At 69.1% G+C, this 17,805-nt stretch carries 16 protein-coding genes, 1 pseudogene and 1 riboswitch; of the genes and pseudogenes, 9 read left to right on the plus strand and 8 right to left on the minus strand.

Annotation, left to right across the window (positions count from 1 at the left end; genetic code table 11):
- The first annotated feature begins 94 nt into the window (after positions 1–94).
- A complete protein-coding gene (locus SACTE_RS16610) occupies positions 95–1,312 on the plus strand; it encodes an MFS transporter (protein WP_014047197.1) in 1,218 nt (405 codons plus the stop codon).
- 163 nt (positions 1,313–1,475) lie between these two features.
- Here the strand turns inward: SACTE_RS16610 and SACTE_RS16615 are convergent, their stop codons facing one another.
- From SACTE_RS16615 to SACTE_RS16625, 4 genes and pseudogenes are all read right to left on the minus strand, one after another.
- Positions 1,476–1,955 carry an NUDIX hydrolase gene (locus SACTE_RS16615; protein ID WP_014047198.1) on the minus strand — a complete coding sequence of 160 codons (480 nt, stop codon included), beginning with the start codon at positions 1,953–1,955 and terminating at the stop codon, positions 1,476–1,478.
- A gap of 52 nt (positions 1,956–2,007) precedes the next feature.
- A pseudogene (locus SACTE_RS33280) lies at positions 2,008–2,449 on the minus strand (LysR family transcriptional regulator).
- Positions 2,450–2,699: 250 nt separating this feature from the next.
- A complete protein-coding gene (locus SACTE_RS16620) occupies positions 2,700–3,824 on the minus strand; it encodes a cystathionine gamma-lyase (RefSeq protein ID WP_014047199.1) in 1,125 nt (374 codons plus the stop codon).
- A gap of 66 nt (positions 3,825–3,890) precedes the next feature.
- Positions 3,891–4,268 (minus strand): phage holin family protein, encoded by a 378-nt coding sequence (locus tag SACTE_RS16625; protein WP_014047200.1) that lies wholly within the window; start codon positions 4,266–4,268, stop codon positions 3,891–3,893.
- Between the two features lie 78 nt (positions 4,269–4,346).
- On the opposite strand from SACTE_RS16625, the gene SACTE_RS16630 reads away from it, so the two are divergent.
- The 4 genes from SACTE_RS16630 to SACTE_RS16645 all read left to right on the plus strand — a co-directional run bounded on the left by SACTE_RS16630 (position 4,347) and on the right by SACTE_RS16645 (position 6,589).
- Positions 4,347–4,664 carry a cupin domain-containing protein gene (locus tag SACTE_RS16630; protein ID WP_014047201.1) on the plus strand — a complete coding sequence of 106 codons (318 nt, stop codon included), beginning with the start codon at positions 4,347–4,349 and terminating at the stop codon, positions 4,662–4,664.
- Between the two features lie 122 nt (positions 4,665–4,786).
- Complete coding sequence (locus tag SACTE_RS16635; protein WP_014047202.1) at positions 4,787–4,999, plus strand: DUF5326 family protein; 213 nt, start codon at positions 4,787–4,789, stop codon at positions 4,997–4,999.
- 286 nt (positions 5,000–5,285) lie between these two features.
- Complete coding sequence (locus SACTE_RS16640; protein WP_093760841.1) at positions 5,286–6,050, plus strand: helix-turn-helix domain-containing protein; 765 nt, start codon at positions 5,286–5,288, stop codon at positions 6,048–6,050.
- 101 nt (positions 6,051–6,151) lie between these two features.
- Complete coding sequence (locus SACTE_RS16645) at positions 6,152–6,589, plus strand: SsgA family sporulation/cell division regulator (protein ID WP_019992482.1); 438 nt, start codon at positions 6,152–6,154, stop codon at positions 6,587–6,589.
- A gap of 36 nt (positions 6,590–6,625) precedes the next feature.
- Here the strand turns inward: SACTE_RS16645 and SACTE_RS16650 are convergent, their stop codons facing one another.
- Complete coding sequence (locus SACTE_RS16650) at positions 6,626–7,981, minus strand: YibE/F family protein (RefSeq protein WP_014047205.1); 1,356 nt, start codon at positions 7,979–7,981, stop codon at positions 6,626–6,628.
- Positions 7,982–8,052: 71 nt separating this feature from the next.
- Positions 8,053–8,186: riboswitch (TPP riboswitch) on the plus strand.
- Here SACTE_RS16650 and thiC point away from each other — a divergent pair.
- On the plus strand, positions 8,179–9,990 hold the full coding sequence (thiC, locus tag SACTE_RS16655) for a phosphomethylpyrimidine synthase ThiC (RefSeq protein ID WP_014047206.1): 1,812 nt from the start codon (positions 8,179–8,181) through the stop codon (positions 9,988–9,990). Its footprint overlaps the riboswitch before it by 8 nt.
- Before the next feature lie 142 nt (positions 9,991–10,132).
- Here the strand turns inward: thiC and SACTE_RS16660 are convergent, their stop codons facing one another.
- The 3 genes from SACTE_RS16660 to SACTE_RS16670 all read right to left on the minus strand — a co-directional run bounded on the left by SACTE_RS16660 (position 10,133) and on the right by SACTE_RS16670 (position 13,477).
- Positions 10,133–10,954, minus strand: a complete 822-nt coding sequence (locus tag SACTE_RS16660; RefSeq protein WP_014047207.1) for a membrane protein — start codon at positions 10,952–10,954, stop codon at positions 10,133–10,135.
- 177 nt (positions 10,955–11,131) lie between these two features.
- The gene (locus SACTE_RS16665) at positions 11,132–12,190 is read right to left on the minus strand and encodes a metallophosphoesterase (RefSeq protein ID WP_014047208.1); all 1,059 of its coding nucleotides are present in this window, start codon (positions 12,188–12,190) and stop codon (positions 11,132–11,134) included.
- 174 nt (positions 12,191–12,364) lie between these two features.
- Positions 12,365–13,477 carry a LacI family DNA-binding transcriptional regulator gene (locus SACTE_RS16670; protein WP_037758261.1) on the minus strand — a complete coding sequence of 371 codons (1,113 nt, stop codon included), beginning with the start codon at positions 13,475–13,477 and terminating at the stop codon, positions 12,365–12,367.
- A gap of 415 nt (positions 13,478–13,892) precedes the next feature.
- Here SACTE_RS16670 and hisC point away from each other — a divergent pair, with 415 nt between their 5' ends.
- From hisC to cydB, 3 genes are all read left to right on the plus strand, one after another.
- Entirely contained in the window at positions 13,893–14,972 is a 1,080-nt protein-coding gene (hisC, locus tag SACTE_RS16675) for a histidinol-phosphate transaminase (RefSeq protein WP_014047210.1), read from the plus strand.
- 274 nt (positions 14,973–15,246) lie between these two features.
- Entirely contained in the window at positions 15,247–16,755 is a 1,509-nt protein-coding gene (locus SACTE_RS16680) for a cytochrome ubiquinol oxidase subunit I (protein WP_014047211.1), read from the plus strand.
- Positions 16,756–16,771: 16 nt separating this feature from the next.
- Positions 16,772–17,773: a cytochrome d ubiquinol oxidase subunit II gene (cydB, locus tag SACTE_RS16685; RefSeq protein WP_014047212.1), complete on the plus strand. Its 1,002-nt coding sequence runs from the start codon at positions 16,772–16,774 to the stop codon at positions 17,771–17,773.
- Positions 17,774–17,805: the final 32 nt, after the last annotated feature.

Here is a 17,805-nt window from a genome sequence, read left to right on the forward strand (position 1 = left end):
CGTGCGCAATAGCCAGCGCTTGCAATTAACCGGCGTACGCAATTATTGTGGACGCCCGTAAGGCGCAGACGCAATCTTTAGTGAAGGTGAAATCATGCCGCTCGCGCTCCTCGCTCTCGCCATCGGGGCCTTCGGAATCGGCACGACCGAGTTCGTGATCATGGGGTTGCTCCCCGATGTCGCGGCCGATTTCCAGGTCTCGATCCCGACCGCAGGGTTCCTGGTCACGGGCTACGCCCTCGGCGTGGTCCTCGGTGCCCCGCTGATGACCGTTCTCGGCACCCGGACCACCCGCAAGCGCATGCTGATGCTCCTGATGGGGCTGTTCGTCGTGGGCAATGTGGTGTCCGCGCTGGCCCCCGTCTTCGGCGTGATGCTGGCCGGACGGGTGATCGCCTCCCTCGCCCACGGCGCCTTCTTCGGGATCGGCTCGGTGGTGGCCGCCGGACTGGTCGCCCCGGAGAAGAAGGCCGGCGCCATCGCCATGATGTTCACCGGCCTCACCGTCGCCAACGTCGTCGGTGTCCCTCTCGGCACCTTCATCGGGCAGAGCATCGGCTGGCGAACCACGTTCTTCGTCGTCGCGGGGCTCGGCGTGATCGGACTCCTCGGCGTGGCGAAGCTCGTGCCCGAGCAGCCGAAGCCCAAGGACGTGCGCATCCGGCCTGAATTGGCGGCGTTCCGCAATGTCCAGGTGCTGCTGGCCATGGCCATGACCGTGCTCGGATTCGGCGGGGTCTTCGCGGCGATCACGTACATCACGCCGATGATGACGGAGGTCGCCGGTTACGCACCGGCCTCTGTCACTTGGCTGCTGGTCCTCTTCGGTATCGGCATGGTCGCGGGCAACCTGCTCGGCGGGCGGTTCGCCGACCGCCACCTGATGCCGATGCTGTACGTCTCGCTCGGCGCGCTCTCCCTGGTCCTCGCCCTGTTCACGCTGACGGCACACAACAAGATCGCCGCCGCCGTCACCGTCGTCCTCATCGGCGCTCTGGGCTTCGCGACCGTACCCCCGCTCCAGAAGCGCGTACTGGACCACGCGGCGGGCGCGCCCACTCTGGCCTCGGCCGTGAACATCGGGGCCTTCAATCTGGGCAACGCCCTTTCGGCGTGGCTCGGCGGCATGGTCATCGCGGCCGGCTTCGGCTACACCGCGCCCAACTGGGTGGGTGCCGTCCTGGCAGCCGCCGCGCTGATCCTGGCGCTTGTCTCCGGTGCGATCGAGCGCCGTTCGGCCCGGGGCGACGAGAACCGTCCGGTCGCCGGCCAGGCACCGCATCCGGATCCCGTCGCCGCCGGCCGGAACTGACTCCCGCGCACCGTACCCGGAGCTTCAGCGCTGGATCGGCGATGACGAAGGACGCTGGTTTCACGTGAAACATGGCGCCGGGCACGGCCGCGGGGCGTCTGACGCGCGGAGCGTCCAGCGTCCCGTGCGGCCCAGCGGGCGAGGGTGAACCGCCGGGCTCGCGTCACCCCAGGTCGGGGGCGTGCATCGCCCGTACCCCCTCGATGTTCCCGTCGAGGTAGTGGCGGAGGGAGAGCGGTACGAGGTGTACCGCCGCGATGCCCACCCGGCTGAAGGGCACGCGCACGATCTCGTAGTCGCCGCAGGGCTCCTCGATCTCCGGTCCATGTCGGCGCGAGGGGTCCATCGACTCCAGTCGGCAGACGAAGAAGTGCTGCACCTTGACGCCTTTGATGCCGCCACCCTCGATGTGCTCGACCGTGTCGACGAAGCAGGGGACGACGTCGACGACCTTGGCGCCGAGTTCCTCGTCGACCTCGCGGTGCAGGGCGTCGATGACGGTGGCGTCCTCCGGCTCGACACCGCCACCCGGCGTGACCCAGTACGGATCGACCCCGGGCTTGGTGCGCTTGATCAGGATGAGGTCGTCGCCGTCGAGCAGGACGGCGCGTGCGGTGCGCTTGACCACAGGGCGTTCGGTCATGGCAAGAGCGTGGCCCACGAAACCCGATCTGAAACGCCTGTCGGCCCTCGGCTCACCAGTCGACAGCAGCGCGCACCAGCCACTCGTGCGCCCGCGCGATGTGCGGAAAGGAGAGTGTGCCGGTCCCTCACCACCAGGAAGTAGGTCCGTAGCGGGGGCACCGGGGGTCCAGCAGCGCTACTACCTCACCTCGTTCCAGGTGGCGCAGCGCTCCGGGCTCCAGCTTCCTCGCCCACCGGGGCGCCGCGACCAGGACGTGTCCCTCGTCGCAGAGCGCGGTCGATGTCAGCAGCTCGCCGCGCGAGCTCGTCCCCCACGGTCGTCGGAGTCACGCCCCGTGCCCCGCGCAGGAAGAGAGGGCGGCCCAGCTGCCCCTCCAGCGTCCGTATCTGGCAGGTGACGGCCGGTTGGGACAGCCCGAGCAGAGCGGCGGCCCGGGTGGACGGTCCGGCCCGGTGCACCGTGACGAACGTGCGCAGCAGGGCCAGGTCCACGGCTCGCCCCTCCCACCCCGGCGACGCGTGCGACCGCACAACCATAAATATGCCGATAGGGAGCTGTCGCTTCTGTGATTGGACACTGACGCTCGGTCAACTAGCCTTGTCCAGACGGTTCGTCGTGCGAGGAACCGGGGTGGTCCGAGCCACGAGGGGGGAGGCTCGGACCATCCGTCCCGAGCGGACCGGCCGGGCGACGGGGACGCCCGCCCCCGGCCGGTCACACCGGACCCTGCGGACCGGTCCGTCAGCGGGCGGCCTCGTCCAGCGCGCTCTCGACGTCGGCCAGCAGGTCGTCCGGGTCCTCGGCACCCACCGAGAAGCGGATGAAGCCCTCCGGGACGGCGTCGCCGCCCCAGCGTGCCCGGCGCTCGGCGGTCGACCGCACGCTGCCGAAGCTCGTCGCGTCGTCGACCAGCCGCAGCCCGGCCAGGAAGCGCTCGGCCGTGTCCTTGTCCGCCAGGACGAAGGAGACCACGGATCCGAAGCGCCGCATCTGCCGCACGGCGGTCGCGTGCGAGGGATCGTCGGGCAGCCCGGGATAGCGCAGACCTGTCACGTCCGACCGCCTCGACAGGGCCTCTGCCAGGGCGAGCGCAGTGCCGCACTGCCGGTCCACCCGCAGCTGCACCGTGGACAGCGAACGGTGGGCGAGCCAGGCCTCCATCGGGCCGGGGATCGCGCCGACGACCTTCCGCCACCGCCGCACGCCCGCGGACAGTTCCGGGTCCTTGCACGACACATGGCCCAGCAGGATGTCGCCGTGCCCGGTCATGCCCTTGGTGTCGCTCGCCACCGAGAAGTCCGCACCGAGCTCCAGGGGGCGCTGGCCCAGGGGTGTGGCGAGTGTGTTGTCGACCGCGACCAGCGCGCCCGCCTCATGCGCGGCCGCGACCAGCCGACGCACGTCGCAGACGTCGAGTCCCGGGTTGGAAGGGGTCTCCAGCCACAGCAGCTTCGCCCCCTCCAGGGCCCGCAACTGGGCATCGCCACCGGTCGGAGCCGTACGGACCCGCACCCCGTACGCCTCCAGCTGCTCCCGCACCAGGGGCAGGGCCTGATAGCCGTCGTCTGGCAGGACCACGATGTCCCCGGTGCGGGCCCGGGAGAGCAGGACGGCGGAGACAGCCGCCATCCCGGAGGCGAAGACCGTGGTCTCCACCTGCTCCCCCGGTGCCTCCAGCTCACCGATCGCCCGCTCCAGATGGGTCCACGTCGGGTTCGTGTCCCGGCCGTAGGTGTACGGGCCCACGGGCTCACCGGACAGATGGAAATGCGCGGCGAAGACCGGGCCGGGCAGCGTCGGCTCGTACTGCTGCGGTGTAGGCAGTCCCGCCCGTACGGCCCGGGTTCCGTCGCTCGTGGTGCTCATCTCTGCTTCCTCGTCTCTCTTCCGGCTCCTCACCGGTCCGCTCCGCACCGCGCCTCGGGCGCGGGCTCAGTCCTCGTCGGGCAGCACGACGTTGAGCGCCCAGGAGACCACCGAGATGATCAGGCCGCCCAGGACGGCGGTCCAGAAGCCCTCGACGTGGAAGCTCACGTCCAGGACGCCGGCCAGCCAGGAGGTCAGCATCAGCATCAGGGCGTTGACGACCAGGGTGATCAGTCCGAGCGTCAGGATGAACAACGGCAGGGTCAGGAGCTTGACCACCGGCTTCACGACGAAGTTGACCAGGCCGAACAGCAGCGCAACCACGATGAGCGTGAGCACCTTGCGGCCGGTGCTGTGGCCGGTGAGCGTGATGTCCTGGAGCAGCCAGATGGCCACGGCCAGCGCACCCGCGTTGGCGATCGTCTTGACTACGAAATTCTTCATGTGTCTGATCGTGGCAGACGTGATCGGTGGCGGACACCGGCGTGAGTGACGAGAACAGGCGCGAGGGGCGGACGGACGATGAAGGCATTCCGACTGGACGAGCTGGAGGCGGAACGCGCCGCCAACGACGGCGCCTACCTGCAGTTCATCCGTGAACGCAACATGTCCGTCGGCCTGTACGCCCTGGACGCCGGCGCACTCGACCCGCAGCAGCCCCATGGCCAGGACGAGGTCTACCTCGTCGTGAGCGGCCGCGCCTCGATCACGGTCGGCACGGAGACCACACAGGTGGGCCGGGGAAGCGTCGTGTACGTGCCCGCGGGGACCGCCCACAAGTTCCACCACGTCACCGAGGACCTCCGGGTCATGGTGGTCTTCTCCCCGCCCGAGGGCTGAGCGCCGCGACTCGGGGTTCCCTAGGGGACCGCTCAGGGGTCTTCAAGGGATGCCACCCCTCCGCGGAGCCGCCCCACGCCTCTAGCATCGAGGCAGGAACTCACAGAGACGAGGTACGGACGATGGCGGTACAGGAGATTTTCGCGGGGATGCCCTGGTGGGTGAAGTGGGTCGCGGTGCCGCTCATCGTGCTCGTCGTGTTCGGCGGGCTGATCGCCAGCGTGGTCGGGTTCGTCATCGGCCTGCTCTTCAAGGTGCTGATCGCCGTCATGCTGGTCGGCGGCCTGATCTTTCTCGTGCGCAAGTTCATGTCGTCCTCCCGGAGCGACTGGTAGGACGATCGTGCATACAACGTCCCGTGACGGACGGTGACGGTCAGGGCGGGCCGCTGATACGGCGATTAGCCCAGCTGAGCTAAGTCCGTCACGAAACTCCCCTCGTGACGGAACGTGCCGATACAGTTGCGTACCGCTGCCGCCAGCTGGGAAATGACTGTCCGTCACCATCCTGCCCAGTGGTTTGTGCGACCGGTCGGTCTCCGGACCCCAGGCTCGCGGCGGGCCCGCGGGGGCGGCCCCCGTGGGAGGGCTGAGAGCCCGTCACCATGCCTGGGGGTGACCTGTGACCACGGCATCGAGCCCTGCTGTCCCGACGTTGATCGGTTCGGTTCAGCGGGCGTTGAGACTGATGGAGGCTGTGGGCACCCATCGGGACGGGGCCCCCGCGAAGCAACTGGCGCGGGAGGCGGGGCTCCCTCTTCCCACCGCCTACCACCTGCTGCGCACCCTGACCCACGAGGGATATCTCCGCAGGGAGAACGGTGTCTTCCTGTTCGGCGCCGCTGCCGAGAAGCTGGTCGGCGGCCGCTCCTCCCGCCCCGGCGTGATCGTGGACTCGCTCGCCCACTGGGCCGACGTCATCGGGGCGCCCGTGTACTGCGCCCTCTACCGGGACGGCGAGATCGAGCTGGTCGCGGTGGCCGACAGTCCGGCCGCTCCCTCCGTGCGCGAATGGGCCGCCTTCCGGGAGACGGGGCACGCCCACGCGCTCGGGCAGTGCCTCCTGGGACAGCTCGACGAGCGCGCGCGGGAGGACCATCTCGACCGGTATCCGGTGCGGCAGTTGACGCGTTACTCCGTACGGGACCGTCAGACGTTTCTCGCCCGGCTGAGAGCGATGAAGCGCATGGAGCCCGTCGTCGAACGGCAGGAGTACGCCCTGGGGACGGTGTGCGCGGCCATTCCGATCACCGTGGGCCCCGCTGTGGCGGCGATGGCGGTTTCGCTCCCCCTGGAGCAAGAAGAACGGTTGCTCGCTGCGATCGAACAACTACGCTGCGAAGTAACCACGTTCTTGCGCTCGTTCGTGTTCTCTATCAGTATCTGAAAAATCACTCCTTGTGATCTGCTATCGCGTGCACCACGATGGCGTCAATAGGGCCATGGGGGATCATTCCTGGCCAGTTTCATCTACTGCGGGGTTGAACGATGCGCGAGTCGGTTCAAGCAGAGGTCATGATGAGCTTCCTCGTCTCGGAGGAGCTCTCGTTCCGTATTCCGGTGGAGCTCCGGTACGAGGTCAGCGATCCGTATGCGATCCGGATGACCTTCCACCTGCCCGGTGACGCCCCCGTCACCTGGGCGTTCGGCCGTGAGTTGCTGCTGGACGGGCTCAACAGCCCGAGCGGCGACGGCGATGTGCACATTGCCCCGACCGAACCCGAGGGTCTCTCGGATGTACACATCAGGCTCCAGGTAGGCGCCGACCGTGCGCTCTTCCGGGCCGGTACGGCACCTCTTGTGGCATTTCTCGACCGGACGGACAAGTTGGTACCACTGGGACAGGAGCACACGCTGGGTGACTTCGACGGCAGTCTGGAAGAGGCCCTGGGCCGCATTCTGGCCAAGGAGCAGAACGCCGGCTGAGCGATCGGGGCTCCCGGCGTCCGTGAGCCCGTGTGCTCACGCCTTGCGGCGTCGGCCCCTCCCGGTCCGTACGGGTGCAGGAGCTCCGGCTTCCGCGCCGAGCCCCGTGCGGTCCGCGGAGACCACCAGCGCCGCGAGCACCGTCGTCACCGGCACCGAGGCGACCAGGCCGATCGATCCGACGAGCGTCCGGACGATCTCCTCGGCGACCAGTTCGCTGTTGGCCACCACTCCGACGCTGCTCTGGGCGATGGAGAAGAGCAGCAGCAGGGGCAGCGCCGCGCCCGCGTACGCGAGCACGAGCGTGTTGACGACCGAGGCGATGTGGTCCCGGCCGATCCTGATGCCGGCCTTGTAGAGCCGCCGCACGCCCATGGTGGGGTCCGCCTGGTGCAGTTCCCAGACCGCCGACGTCTGGGTGACGGTCACGTCGTCGAGCACACCGAGCGATCCGATGATGACACCGGCCAGCAACAGGCCGCTCATGTCGATCTCCGGGTAGAGCCCGTGGATCAGGCCGGTGTTGTCGTCGGTGTTGCCGCTCAGGCTCGCCCAGCCGATGAAGAGGGAGCCCAGGAGCCCGATCAGCAGCAGTGAGATGAGGGTGCCGAGTACGGCGACGGAGGTACGGGCCGTCAGGCCGTGGCAGGTGTAGAGGGCGATCAGCATGATGGCGCTGGCCCCGATGACCGCCACGACCAGCGGATTCGAGCCCTGCAGGATCGCCGGCAGGATGAACAGCGTGAGCACCGCGAACGAGACCGCGAGTGCGATCAGCGCCATGAGTCCGCGCAGCCTGCCCACGACGACCACCGCCAGGGCGAAGATTCCGGCCAGCAGGGCCATCGGGAACGAGCGGTCGACGTCCGTCACCGAGTACTGCAGATCGCGGGGCGCGTCGGGGGCGTACGCCACGACCACTCCCTGACCCTGCTTCAGCTGCCGTGTGGCATCGGGCTGGACGATCTCGACGAACGTGCGGCCCTTGTCCTTGCCGGTCGTCACCTCGACCGTGGCCTTCTTGCACGCGCCCGTCTGCTCGGCGACGGCCTCACGCCCGGACGGTGTCGAGGTGTCGCCGGTCGGCGGCACCTGTCCGGCGTTCACGTCGGCGCAGTCCACCGCGACGACCTTCACCACTCTGCCGTCCTGGGTCTGCCGGTCGAAGCCGACGCCGGTGCGCTCGTGGTCCGGGGCTCCGCCGGGCCAGAACGCCACCAGACCCACGAGGACCGCGGTGGCGAACGGGATGAGCACGGCCGCGATGACCTTGCGCAGGTGCTTGGAGACCGGTGCGGCGGGGCCGTGGCTGTGCGTATGGGCGTGCGCATGGCTCTGCGTGCTGCCCGATGCGGGGCCGTGCGGCTCGGGTGCGTTTCCTGGGGACGTCACACCGCGATCATCCCAAGAAGAGGGGAGGCCCTCTGGCCAGCACGCCAGGGAGGAGGCTAGCGTGGTGGCACCTTTGCACACGCGGGAGCTCGGAGCACCGGGCTGAGAGGGCGCTGACCTCCGTATTTCCGTACGGGACACGCTGCGCCGACCGCCGAACCTGTTACCGGGTAATGCCGGCGTAGGGAGTAGGTCTCATGACCACAGCGGACGCACGCACGCCTGCCTCGAAGCGGAATGCGCGGAATGTACCGGATGCGCGGAGCGCACCGGAGGACGAGGCCGGGAAGTCCATCGGCTGGCACAAGGGATACGTCCAGGGCTCCCGCCCGGACCTCCAGGTGCCGGTCCGTCAGGTGCACCTCACCAACGGCAAGGACGTGACGCTGTACGACACGTCGGGGCCGTACACCGATCCCGCCACCGAAACCGATGTCCGCCGGGGGCTCGCGCCCCTGCGGGAGAACTGGATCATCGCCCGCGGGGACACCGAGGAGTACGAGGGCCGCCCCGCGCGCCCCGAGGACGACGGGCTCAAGCACACCTCGCCGCGCGGAGGCCTGCGCAACCTCGACGCGGTCTTCCCCGGCCGCCCGCGCCGCCCGCGCCGCAGCCGCGACGGCCGGCCGGTCACCCAGCTCGCCTACGCCCGCCGGGGCGAGATCACCCCGGAGATGGAGTACGTCGCGATTCGGGAGAACGTCGCTCCCGAGGTCGTGCGCGAGGAGATCGCGGCGGGCCGGGCGGTGCTGCCGGCCAATGTGAACCACCCGGAGATCGAGCCGATGATCATCGGCAAGCGGTTCCTGGTGAAGGTCAACGCCAACATCGGCAACTCCGCGGTCACCTCGTCGATCGAGGAGGAGGTGGACAAGATGACCTGGGCGACCAGGTGGGGTGCCGACACGGTCATGGACCTGTCCACCGGCCGCAACATCCACACCACGCGCGAGTGGGTGCTGCGCAACTCGCCCGTACCGATCGGGACCGTCCCGCTCTACCAGGCCCTGGAGAAGGTCGACGGCCGGGCCGAGGAGCTGACCTGGGAGGTCTACAAGGACACCGTCATCGAGCAGGCGGAACAGGGCGTCGACTACATGACGGTGCACGCCGGTGTGCGGCTGCCGTACGTCCCGCTGACCGCCCGGCGCAAGACGGGCATCGTCTCGCGCGGCGGCTCGATCATGGCGGCCTGGTGTCTCGCGCACCACAAGGAGTCGTTCCTGTACGAGCACTTCGAGGAGCTCTGCGAGATCCTCGCCTCCTACGACGTGACGTACTCACTCGGCGACGGGCTGCGCCCCGGGTCCATCGCGGACGCCAACGACGAGGCGCAGTTCGCCGAGCTGCGGACGCTGGGCGAGCTCAACTCCGTGGCCAAGCGGTTCGGCGTCCAGACGATGATCGAGGGCCCGGGGCACGTCCCGATGCACAAGATCAAGGAGAACATCGACCTCCAGCAGGAGATCTGCGAGGAGGCGCCGTTCTACACGCTCGGCCCGCTGACCACCGATGTGGCGCCCGCCTACGACCACATCACCTCGGGCATCGGAGCGGCGATGATCGCCTGGTGGGGTACGGCGATGCTCTGCTACGTCACGCCCAAGGAGCACCTGGGGCTGCCCAACCGGGACGACGTGAAGACGGGGGTCATCACCTACAAGATCGCCGCGCACGCGGCGGATCTCGCCAAGGGCCACCCCGGGGCGCAGGACTGGGACGACGCGCTGTCGGACGCGCGGTTCGAGTTCCGCTGGGAGGATCAGTTCAACCTGGCGCTCGACCCGGACACCGCGCGGGAGTTCCACGACGAGACGCTCCCGGCCGAGCCCGCCAAGACGGCGCACTTCTGCTCGATGTGCGGGCCGAAGTTCTGCTCGATGAAGATCTCGCACGACATCCGGCGCGAGCACGGTGAGGACCAGGCCGCGATCGAGGCGGGGATGCGGGAGAAGTCCGTGGAGTTCGCGGCCGGTGGTAACCGGGTCTATCTGCCGTTGGCGGACTGACCCGGCCGCTCACCTGACCCGGCCGCCCACCTGGCACCGGCCGCCCACCTGGCACCGGGCGGCCGGCGAGCAGGGCCGCCCGGCGCACCGCGGGGCGTCGACGAGGCACCGGCGCGGCGCGGACGGCCACCACGCCGCGCCGTCACTCCGGCTGGTGCTCCGGGCCGCCGAAGTCCGGACTGGAGAAGTCGGGGCTGGTGAACGTCGGGCGGGTTCCGGCCGACCGGCCCTCCTGCGGACCCGAGAAGTCGGGCCTGCTGTAACCGATCTTCGGGATGCGCTGGGCCGACCGGTGCGGGGTCCGCGTCGCGGGCCCGGCGGTCGGATCGGCCAGGGCGTCCCGGAGGAACGGCAGGATGCCGCGTTCCAGCAGGGCGTGGCGCCAGGCCTCCCGGGCCCGCGCCACGTCCTCGGGCAGCTCCTCCTCGTCCATGGCGGGCAGCGCGGTCGCGCCGTTGCGCAGAGCGGTGACGAGGAGTCCGACGGCGGCGACGAGGATCGCCACGGCGGCGGCCACGGCGAAGAACCACCCGGCGGTGACCATGGTGCCGGCGAAGGACAGGGACGGGCTGAACGCCTTCAGCAGATAGCCGACCAGCAGGAATATCAGGGCGGCCGTGCCGGCGAGGACCGGGGCCAGCGCGGCGATCACCGCGAGCGTGCCGGCACCCGTGCGGTCCTGGCCGCCTGGGGCGGAACCGAGGCCGAGATTCGCCTCCGCCAGACCGGCCGGCCGGCGCAGCTCGCCGCGGACCTTCACGTAGTGGTCGTACTCGGGGGCGGCCGCCGCGGTGATCAGGGCGGTGGCGTCGAGCGCCATCGTCCGGAGCCGCTCCGCGGTGAGGCGGTCCCCGATCCCGTCGAGATCCGGACGTTCATGGGCGTGGCGCAGTGCGTCCGCGAGGATCCGCTCGTAGGCGGGCCGGTCCTCGGTCAGCAGGTGCGGAGCGCTTTTCATGTGCATCCCCCGATGCTCCGTAGGGCCTGACCGACCGGGCTGCCGGGGTCGGGCGGAAACGGAGGAGAGCCTGCTACTGGTACGCCGATGGTAGAGCTGTTACGGCAGGACGTGACAGGGGGTTTCCGAAAATGGGCCCGGCGGCCGCGCGGTCAGGGCGTGAGGGATCTTCCCCGGGAAGCGTCAGTCATGCAGGGGAAGTTGGACGACCAGTAGCTTTCCGGCCATTGTGACGCCGCCGTCCATGGCGATGGCCAGCCCGTCCGCGTACACGTGCGGACCGTCCACCACGGTGCGGGCGCTGTCCTCACCCTCCTCCGACCCGACCTCGCCGAGCAGATAGGGGATCGGGCTGTGACCGTGGACGACCCGTCGGCCGCCGTAGGTCGCCATCAGCTCGCGGACCGCCTGTGCGCCGCCCTCGTCGCGGAAGGCGAACCGCTTGGTGAGCTTGCGGAAGAGATCCCAGCACTCGTCCGCGTCGTGCCGCGTGAGAATGGCGTGCACCGTGTCGTTGACGTCCTCGACGGTGGAGCCGTAGTCGAGGTAGGCGGTCGTGTCGGAGTGCATCAGCAGATGGCCGTCCTCCTCGACGACCGCGTCGAGCCGGGCCATCCACTGGAGGTGGACGTCCTGGAGCCGCTCCATGTCGGTCTTCTGCCCGCCGTTGAGCAGCCACGCCGCCTGGAAGGTGGCGGTGCCCGCCCCGGAGTTCACCGGTGTGTCGCCGAACCTCTTGGCGCCGATCAGGAGCAGTTCGTGGTTGCCCATCAGGGCCTTGCAGTACCCGCCGGCCGCCGCGGCCTCCGCGGACAGCCGCATGACGAGGTCGATGACCCCGATGCCGTCCGGACCGCGGTCGGTGAAGTCGCCGAGGAACCACAGCCGGGTGTTGCCGGCCGACCAGCGGCCCTCGGCGTCGACGAGCCCCTGTTCGCGCAGGGCGGCGAGCAGCTCGTCGAGGTACCCGTGGACGTCGCCGACCACGTACAGCGGCCCACGGCCCGGATCACCGCCCTGCCGCTGCTCCTGCGCGGCCGGCACCTGGGCGGTGTCGCCACGGCTGATCACGGGGAGGTCGCGCTCGGTGGGGGTGTACCCCTCCGGGACCGCGCCCGGCAGCGGCGCGTTGCCGGGGTGCGGAGAGGGCGGGGGCATCGGCGCCTGCGCATAAGGCGGTACGCGGAAGTCGCGCAACGTCGCTGTCCGCACCACGGGTTCCTGACCGGCCCCCTGAGTCATCGACCCCTCCACCACCGTTGCGCCGCCGTACACCTGACGGGCCTTGCCTGGTAGAGGTGGTCCGCGGTGTCGTGCGCCCATCATAGGAATGCGGATCGTGCTGTGTGACGCACCAGGGGTGGTGAATCCGGACGCACTCGGAGTTCACCGGTCAATTGGCCCGGAATGACCCGGTCAGTCCCCGGCGGGTGAGCGTGGCGCGCTGACCGTCGTACGGGGTGGACGCCGTTGCGAGGACGTCCGGACGATGAGCTCCGTCGGTATGACCTGCTCGACCGGCCCGTCGTGTTCAACGCCCTCGATGGCGTCGATGAGGAGCTGGACGACCGCCGTGCCGATCCTGCGCGGCTTGAGCGAGAGCGTCGTGATGGGGGGTTCGGTCGACGCGTACACCGTGGACTCGCTGCAGCAGACCAGCAGCAGGTCCTCGGGGACACGCAGCCCGTAGCGGCGGGCGGCGGCCAGCAGATCGGTCCCGTTGGGGTCGAACAGGCCGTAGACGGCGTCCGGCCGGTCCGGGCGGGCCAGGAGGCGGTCGGCCGCCACCGCGCCCGCACACGGGTCGTGGGCCGGGTACGACTCGTAGACCGGGTCCTGCCCGACCCGCTCGCACCAGTGGAGGTAGGCGGTCGTGGACAGACGGGTGTACGTGTCGGTCGTGGTGCCGGTCAGCAGCCCGATGCGGCGGGCCCCCGCCGCGGCGAGATGGTCGAGGAGGTCGAGCACCGCTGCGCGGTGGTCGTTGTCGACCCACGCGGTGACGGGCAGTGTCCCGGCCGGGCGCCCGTCCGAGACGACCGGCAGCCCTTGGCGGACCAGCTCGGTGACGACGGGGTCCTGGTCGGACGGATCGATGACGACCGTGCCGTCGAGGGCCACGTTGGACCAGACGTCGTGCCGCGAGGTGGCGGGGAGGATGACGAGCGCGTAGCCGCGGGCCAGGGCGGCCGAGGTGGCGGCTCTGGCCATCTCGGCGAAGTACGCGAACTCGGTGAAGGTGAAAGGTTCATCCCCGTACGTGGTCACGGTCAGACCGATGAGGCCGGACTTGCCCGTGCGGAGGGTGCGGGCCGCTGCCGACGGCCGGTAGCCCAGGCGCTCGGCGACCTCGCGGACATGGCGGCGGGTGGCGTCCGGCAGTCTGCCCTTGCCGTTGAGGGCGTCGGAAACGGTCGTGATGGAGACGCCGGCCGCCGCCGCGACATCACGGATGCCCGCACGTCCCGGTCGGCCGCTGCGCCGGGGCGTCTCTGTCCGGCTCACCTGGTGCTTCCCTGCTGCTGTCATGGCGAGCCGATAGTAGGGCTCCGACGGTGGGTAGGGCCGGTCGCATATGCACGCGTTGACAGGCACGTTTCTGCATGATCATTCATTGGCTACTGCCTTGCAAGTCAAGGGAGTTAAGGGCTTTCTGGGTTAAGTGTCATGCGCCCGGCAGCGACGGCCTGTTGAATGGCCCAGGTATCGAAGAGGTCTCAACTCACCTCTTCGAGGGACGCGCGCCACGGAGTGAGCCACCGGCGCGCGCTGGAACGCGCTGGCGCCCCCCTCCTCGGCCCCGGGTCGCCCGGTGCCGACGCCGGGGGAGGGCAGGCGCTCGGTCGCGCGGACACGGATTTCGGGCACGAGCCGTTCGCAGGGGCCCTCAATCCTCATAAGGTGAGCAGTATTGCTGTGTACGGACGGTCTAGGAGGACCTGCGGTGAGCGAGACGAGCCCCAAGCTGCGCGCCGAGCTGGACGGCGTCCCCGCCTATGTACCGGGCAAGCCGGCGGCCGCCGGTGGACCGGCCGCCTTCAAGCTGTCCTCCAACGAGAATCCGTATCCGCCGCTGCCGGGGGTGATGGAGTCGGCCCTCGCCGCGGCCGCCGTCTTCAACCGCTACCCGGACATGGCCTGCACCGGTCTGATGAACGAGCTGTCCGACCGGTTCGGTGTGCCGGTCTCCCATCTGGCCACCGGCACCGGATCGGTCGGTGTGGCGCAGCAGCTGCTCCAGGCCACGTCGGGCCCGGGCGACGAGGTCGTCTACGCCTGGCGGTCCTTCGAGGCGTACCCGATCATCACGCAGATCAGCGGGGCGACCTCCGTCAAGGTCCCGCTGACCGACGGCGAGGTGCATGATCTCGACGCGATGGCGGACGCGATCACCGACCGGACCCGGATGATCTTCGTCTGCAACCCCAACAACCCGACCGGCACGGTGGTGCGCAGGGCGGAGCTGGAGCGGTTCCTGGATCGTGTGCCGGACGATGTGCTGGTCGTCCTGGACGAGGCGTACAAGGAGTTCATCCGGGACGCCGAGGTGCCGGACGGGATCGAGATCTACCGGGACCGGCCCAACGTGGCGGTGCTGCGGACCTTCTCGAAGGCGTACGGCCTGGCGGGGCTGCGGGTCGGCTTCGCGGTGGCGCACGAGCCGGTGGCGGCGGCGCTGCGCAAGACGGCCGTCCCCTTCGGCGTCAGCCAGGTCGCCCAGGACGCGGCGGTCGCGTCGCTACGGGCCGAGGACGAGCTGCTGGGCCGGGTCGGCGCGCTGGTCGGGGAGCGGACCCGGGTGCGGGAGGGGCTGGTGCGGCAGGGCTGGACCGTTCCGGAGTCGCAGGCCAACTTCGTCTGGCTGCGGCTGGGTGAGCGCACGCTCGACTTCGCCGCGGTCTGCGAGGAGGCGGGTGTGACGGTCCGGCCGTTCGCGGGCGAGGGGGTGCGGATCTCGATCGGGGAGACCGAGGCCAACGACATTCTCCTGAAGGTGGCGGATTCGTACCGCAGGGAGCTGTAGGAGCGCGGCGCCTGCCGTTGTCCGTACCGGTGGCCCCGGGCCGTGTCGATCACCGTCGACCGGGCCGGGGCCACTGTGCTGCCCGGGGCGGCCCGGGGTCTCTCCGCCGGTTCGGCCGGAATGCACCCCCCACTCATCGGTCTCGAAACCTTGTGCGCCATAATTGCTTGTGAATGTGAACGCGTTCACAAGCGTGTCCCGTTTCCTCCCGTGATCGGCGGGATCAATGGGGATGATCCGCACCCGTGATCGCGGTGACGCAAGGAGAAGAGACGTGGATCTAGCTCTGGCACCGGAGACCCTGGCGCGATGGCAGTTCGGCATCACCACCGTCTACCACTTCCTGTTCGTCCCCCTCACGATCTCTCTCGCCGCGCTCACCGCCGGCCTGCAGACCGCATGGGTGCGGACGGACAACGAGAAGTACCTCAGGGCCACGAAGTTCTGGGGAAAGCTGTTCCTGATCAACATCGCCATGGGCGTGGTCACCGGCATCGTCCAGGAGTTCCAGTTCGGCATGAACTGGTCCGACTACTCGCGCTTCGTCGGTGACGTCTTCGGGGCGCCGCTCGCCTTCGAGGCGCTCATCGCCTTCTTCTTCGAGTCCACCTTCATCGGGCTGTGGATCTTCGGATGGGACAAGCTGCCCAAGAAGATCCACCTGGCCTGCATATGGATGGTCTCCCTGGGGACGGTCCTCTCCACCTTCTTCATCCTGGCGGCCAACTCCTGGATGCAGCACCCGGTCGGGTACCGGATCAACGAGGAACGCGGGCGGGCCGAGCTCACCGACTTCTTCAAGGTCCTCACCCAGGACACCGCGCTCACCCAGTTCTTCCACACCATCACGGCTGCCTTCCTCGTGGGCGGCGCCTTCATGGTGGGCATCTCCGCCTTCCACCTGGCCCGCAAGAGGCACATCCCGGTGATGCGCACCTCGCTGCGCGTCGGTCTGGTCACAGTGGTCGCCGCGGGAATGCTCACCGCGGTCAGCGGCGACTCCCTCGGCAAGGTGATGTTCAAGCAGCAGCCGATGAAGATGGCCGCCGCGGAGGCCCTGTGGGAGGGGGAGGACGGTGCGCCCTTCTCGCTCTTCGCGGTCGGGGACGTCGCCGAAGGACACAACGACGTGGAGATCTCCATCCCCGGAGTGCTCTCCTTCCTCGCGGACAACACCTTCACCTCGCACGTCCCCGGCATCAACGACATCAACGCGGAGCTCCAGGAGACCTACGGGCCCGGCGACTACCGGCCCAACATCCCGGTCGCGTTCTGGAGCTTCCGCTGGATGATCGGCTTCGGCATGGCGTCGTTCGGGCTCGGTCTGCTCGGGCTGTGGCTGACACGGAGGAAGTTCCTGCTGCCGCCGTCGCTGCGTACGGGCGAGGACGAGGTGCCGCATCTGGTCCTCTTCAAGAACAAGGCGCTGAGCCCGAAGTTCGCCCGGCTCTACTGGATCACCGCGCTGTGGACCATGCTCTTCCCCCTGATCGCCAACTCCTGGGGCTGGATCTTCACCGAGATGGGACGACAGCCCTGGGTGGTGTTCGGGGTGTTCCAGACCCGGGACGCGGTATCCCCCGGCGTCTCGCAGGGCGAGGTCCTCACCTCCATGATCGGCTTCACCGCGCTCTACGCGATCCTCGCCGTGATCGAGGTCAAGCTGCTCGTCAAGTACGTCAAGGCCGGGCCGCCGGAGCTCACCGAGGCCGACCTGCATCCACCCACCAGGATCGGCGGCCACGACCAGGACGCCGACCGGCCGATGGCCTTCTCCTACTGAGCTGCGGAGCTGAGAGATGGAACTCCACGACGTCTGGTTCGTACTCATAGCCGTCCTGTGGACCGGTTACTTCTTCCTCGAGGGATTCGACTTCGGTATCGGGGTCCTCACCAAGCTGCTGGCCCGTGACCGCAAGGAACGCCGAGTCCTGATCAACACGATCGGCCCCGTCTGGGACGGGAACGAGGTGTGGCTGCTCAGCGCCGGCGGCGCGACCTTCGCGGCCTTCCCGGAGTGGTACGCCACCCTGTTCTCCGGCTTCTACCTGCCGCTGCTGATCATCCTGGTCTGCCTGATCGTGCGCGGGGTCGCCTTCGAGTACCGCGCCAAGCGGACCGAGGAACGCTGGCAGACCAACTGGGAACACGCGATCTTCTGGACCTCTCTGATCCCCGCCGTGCTCTGGGGCGTGGCGTTCGGGAACATCGTCCGCGGGGTGAAGATCGACGCCGACATGGAGTACGTCGGTAACCTCTGGGACCTGCTCAACCCGTACGCGCTGCTGGGTGGTGTGGTCACCCTCTTCCTCTTCACCTTCCACGGCACGGTGTTCGCCGCGCTCAAGACCGTCGGGGACATCCGGGGGCGGGCGCGCTCGCTCGCGGTCAAGCTCGGCCTGGTCACCGCGGTGCTCGCCCTGGTCTTCCTCGTCCTGACGCAGCGCGACAACGGCGACGGATGGAGCCTGCTGGCGCTGGTGGTCGCCGCGGTGTCGCTGGTCGCCGCCATCGGGGCCATCGCCGCGGGACGCGAGGGCTGGTCGTTCGGACTCTCCGGCCTGGCCATCACGGCCACGGTGGCGATGCTCTTCCTGACGCTGTTCCCGAACGTGATGCCGTCCTCGCTGGACGACGCCTGGAACCTCACGGTCAGCAACGCCTCGTCCAGCGGATACACCCTCACGATCATGACCTGGTGCGCGGGCATCGCGACCCCGCTCGTGCTGCTCTACCAGGGCTGGACGTACTGGGTGTTCCGCAAGCGCATCGGCACGCAGCACATCGCCGATCCGCACTGACCCCGTCGCGCAACCGAACGACATGAGTTCAC

Origin of the sequence: Streptomyces sp. SirexAA-E (genome assembly GCF_000177195.2) — a bacterium.
GTDB lineage: Bacteria > Actinomycetota > Actinomycetes > Streptomycetales > Streptomycetaceae > Streptomyces > Streptomyces flavovirens.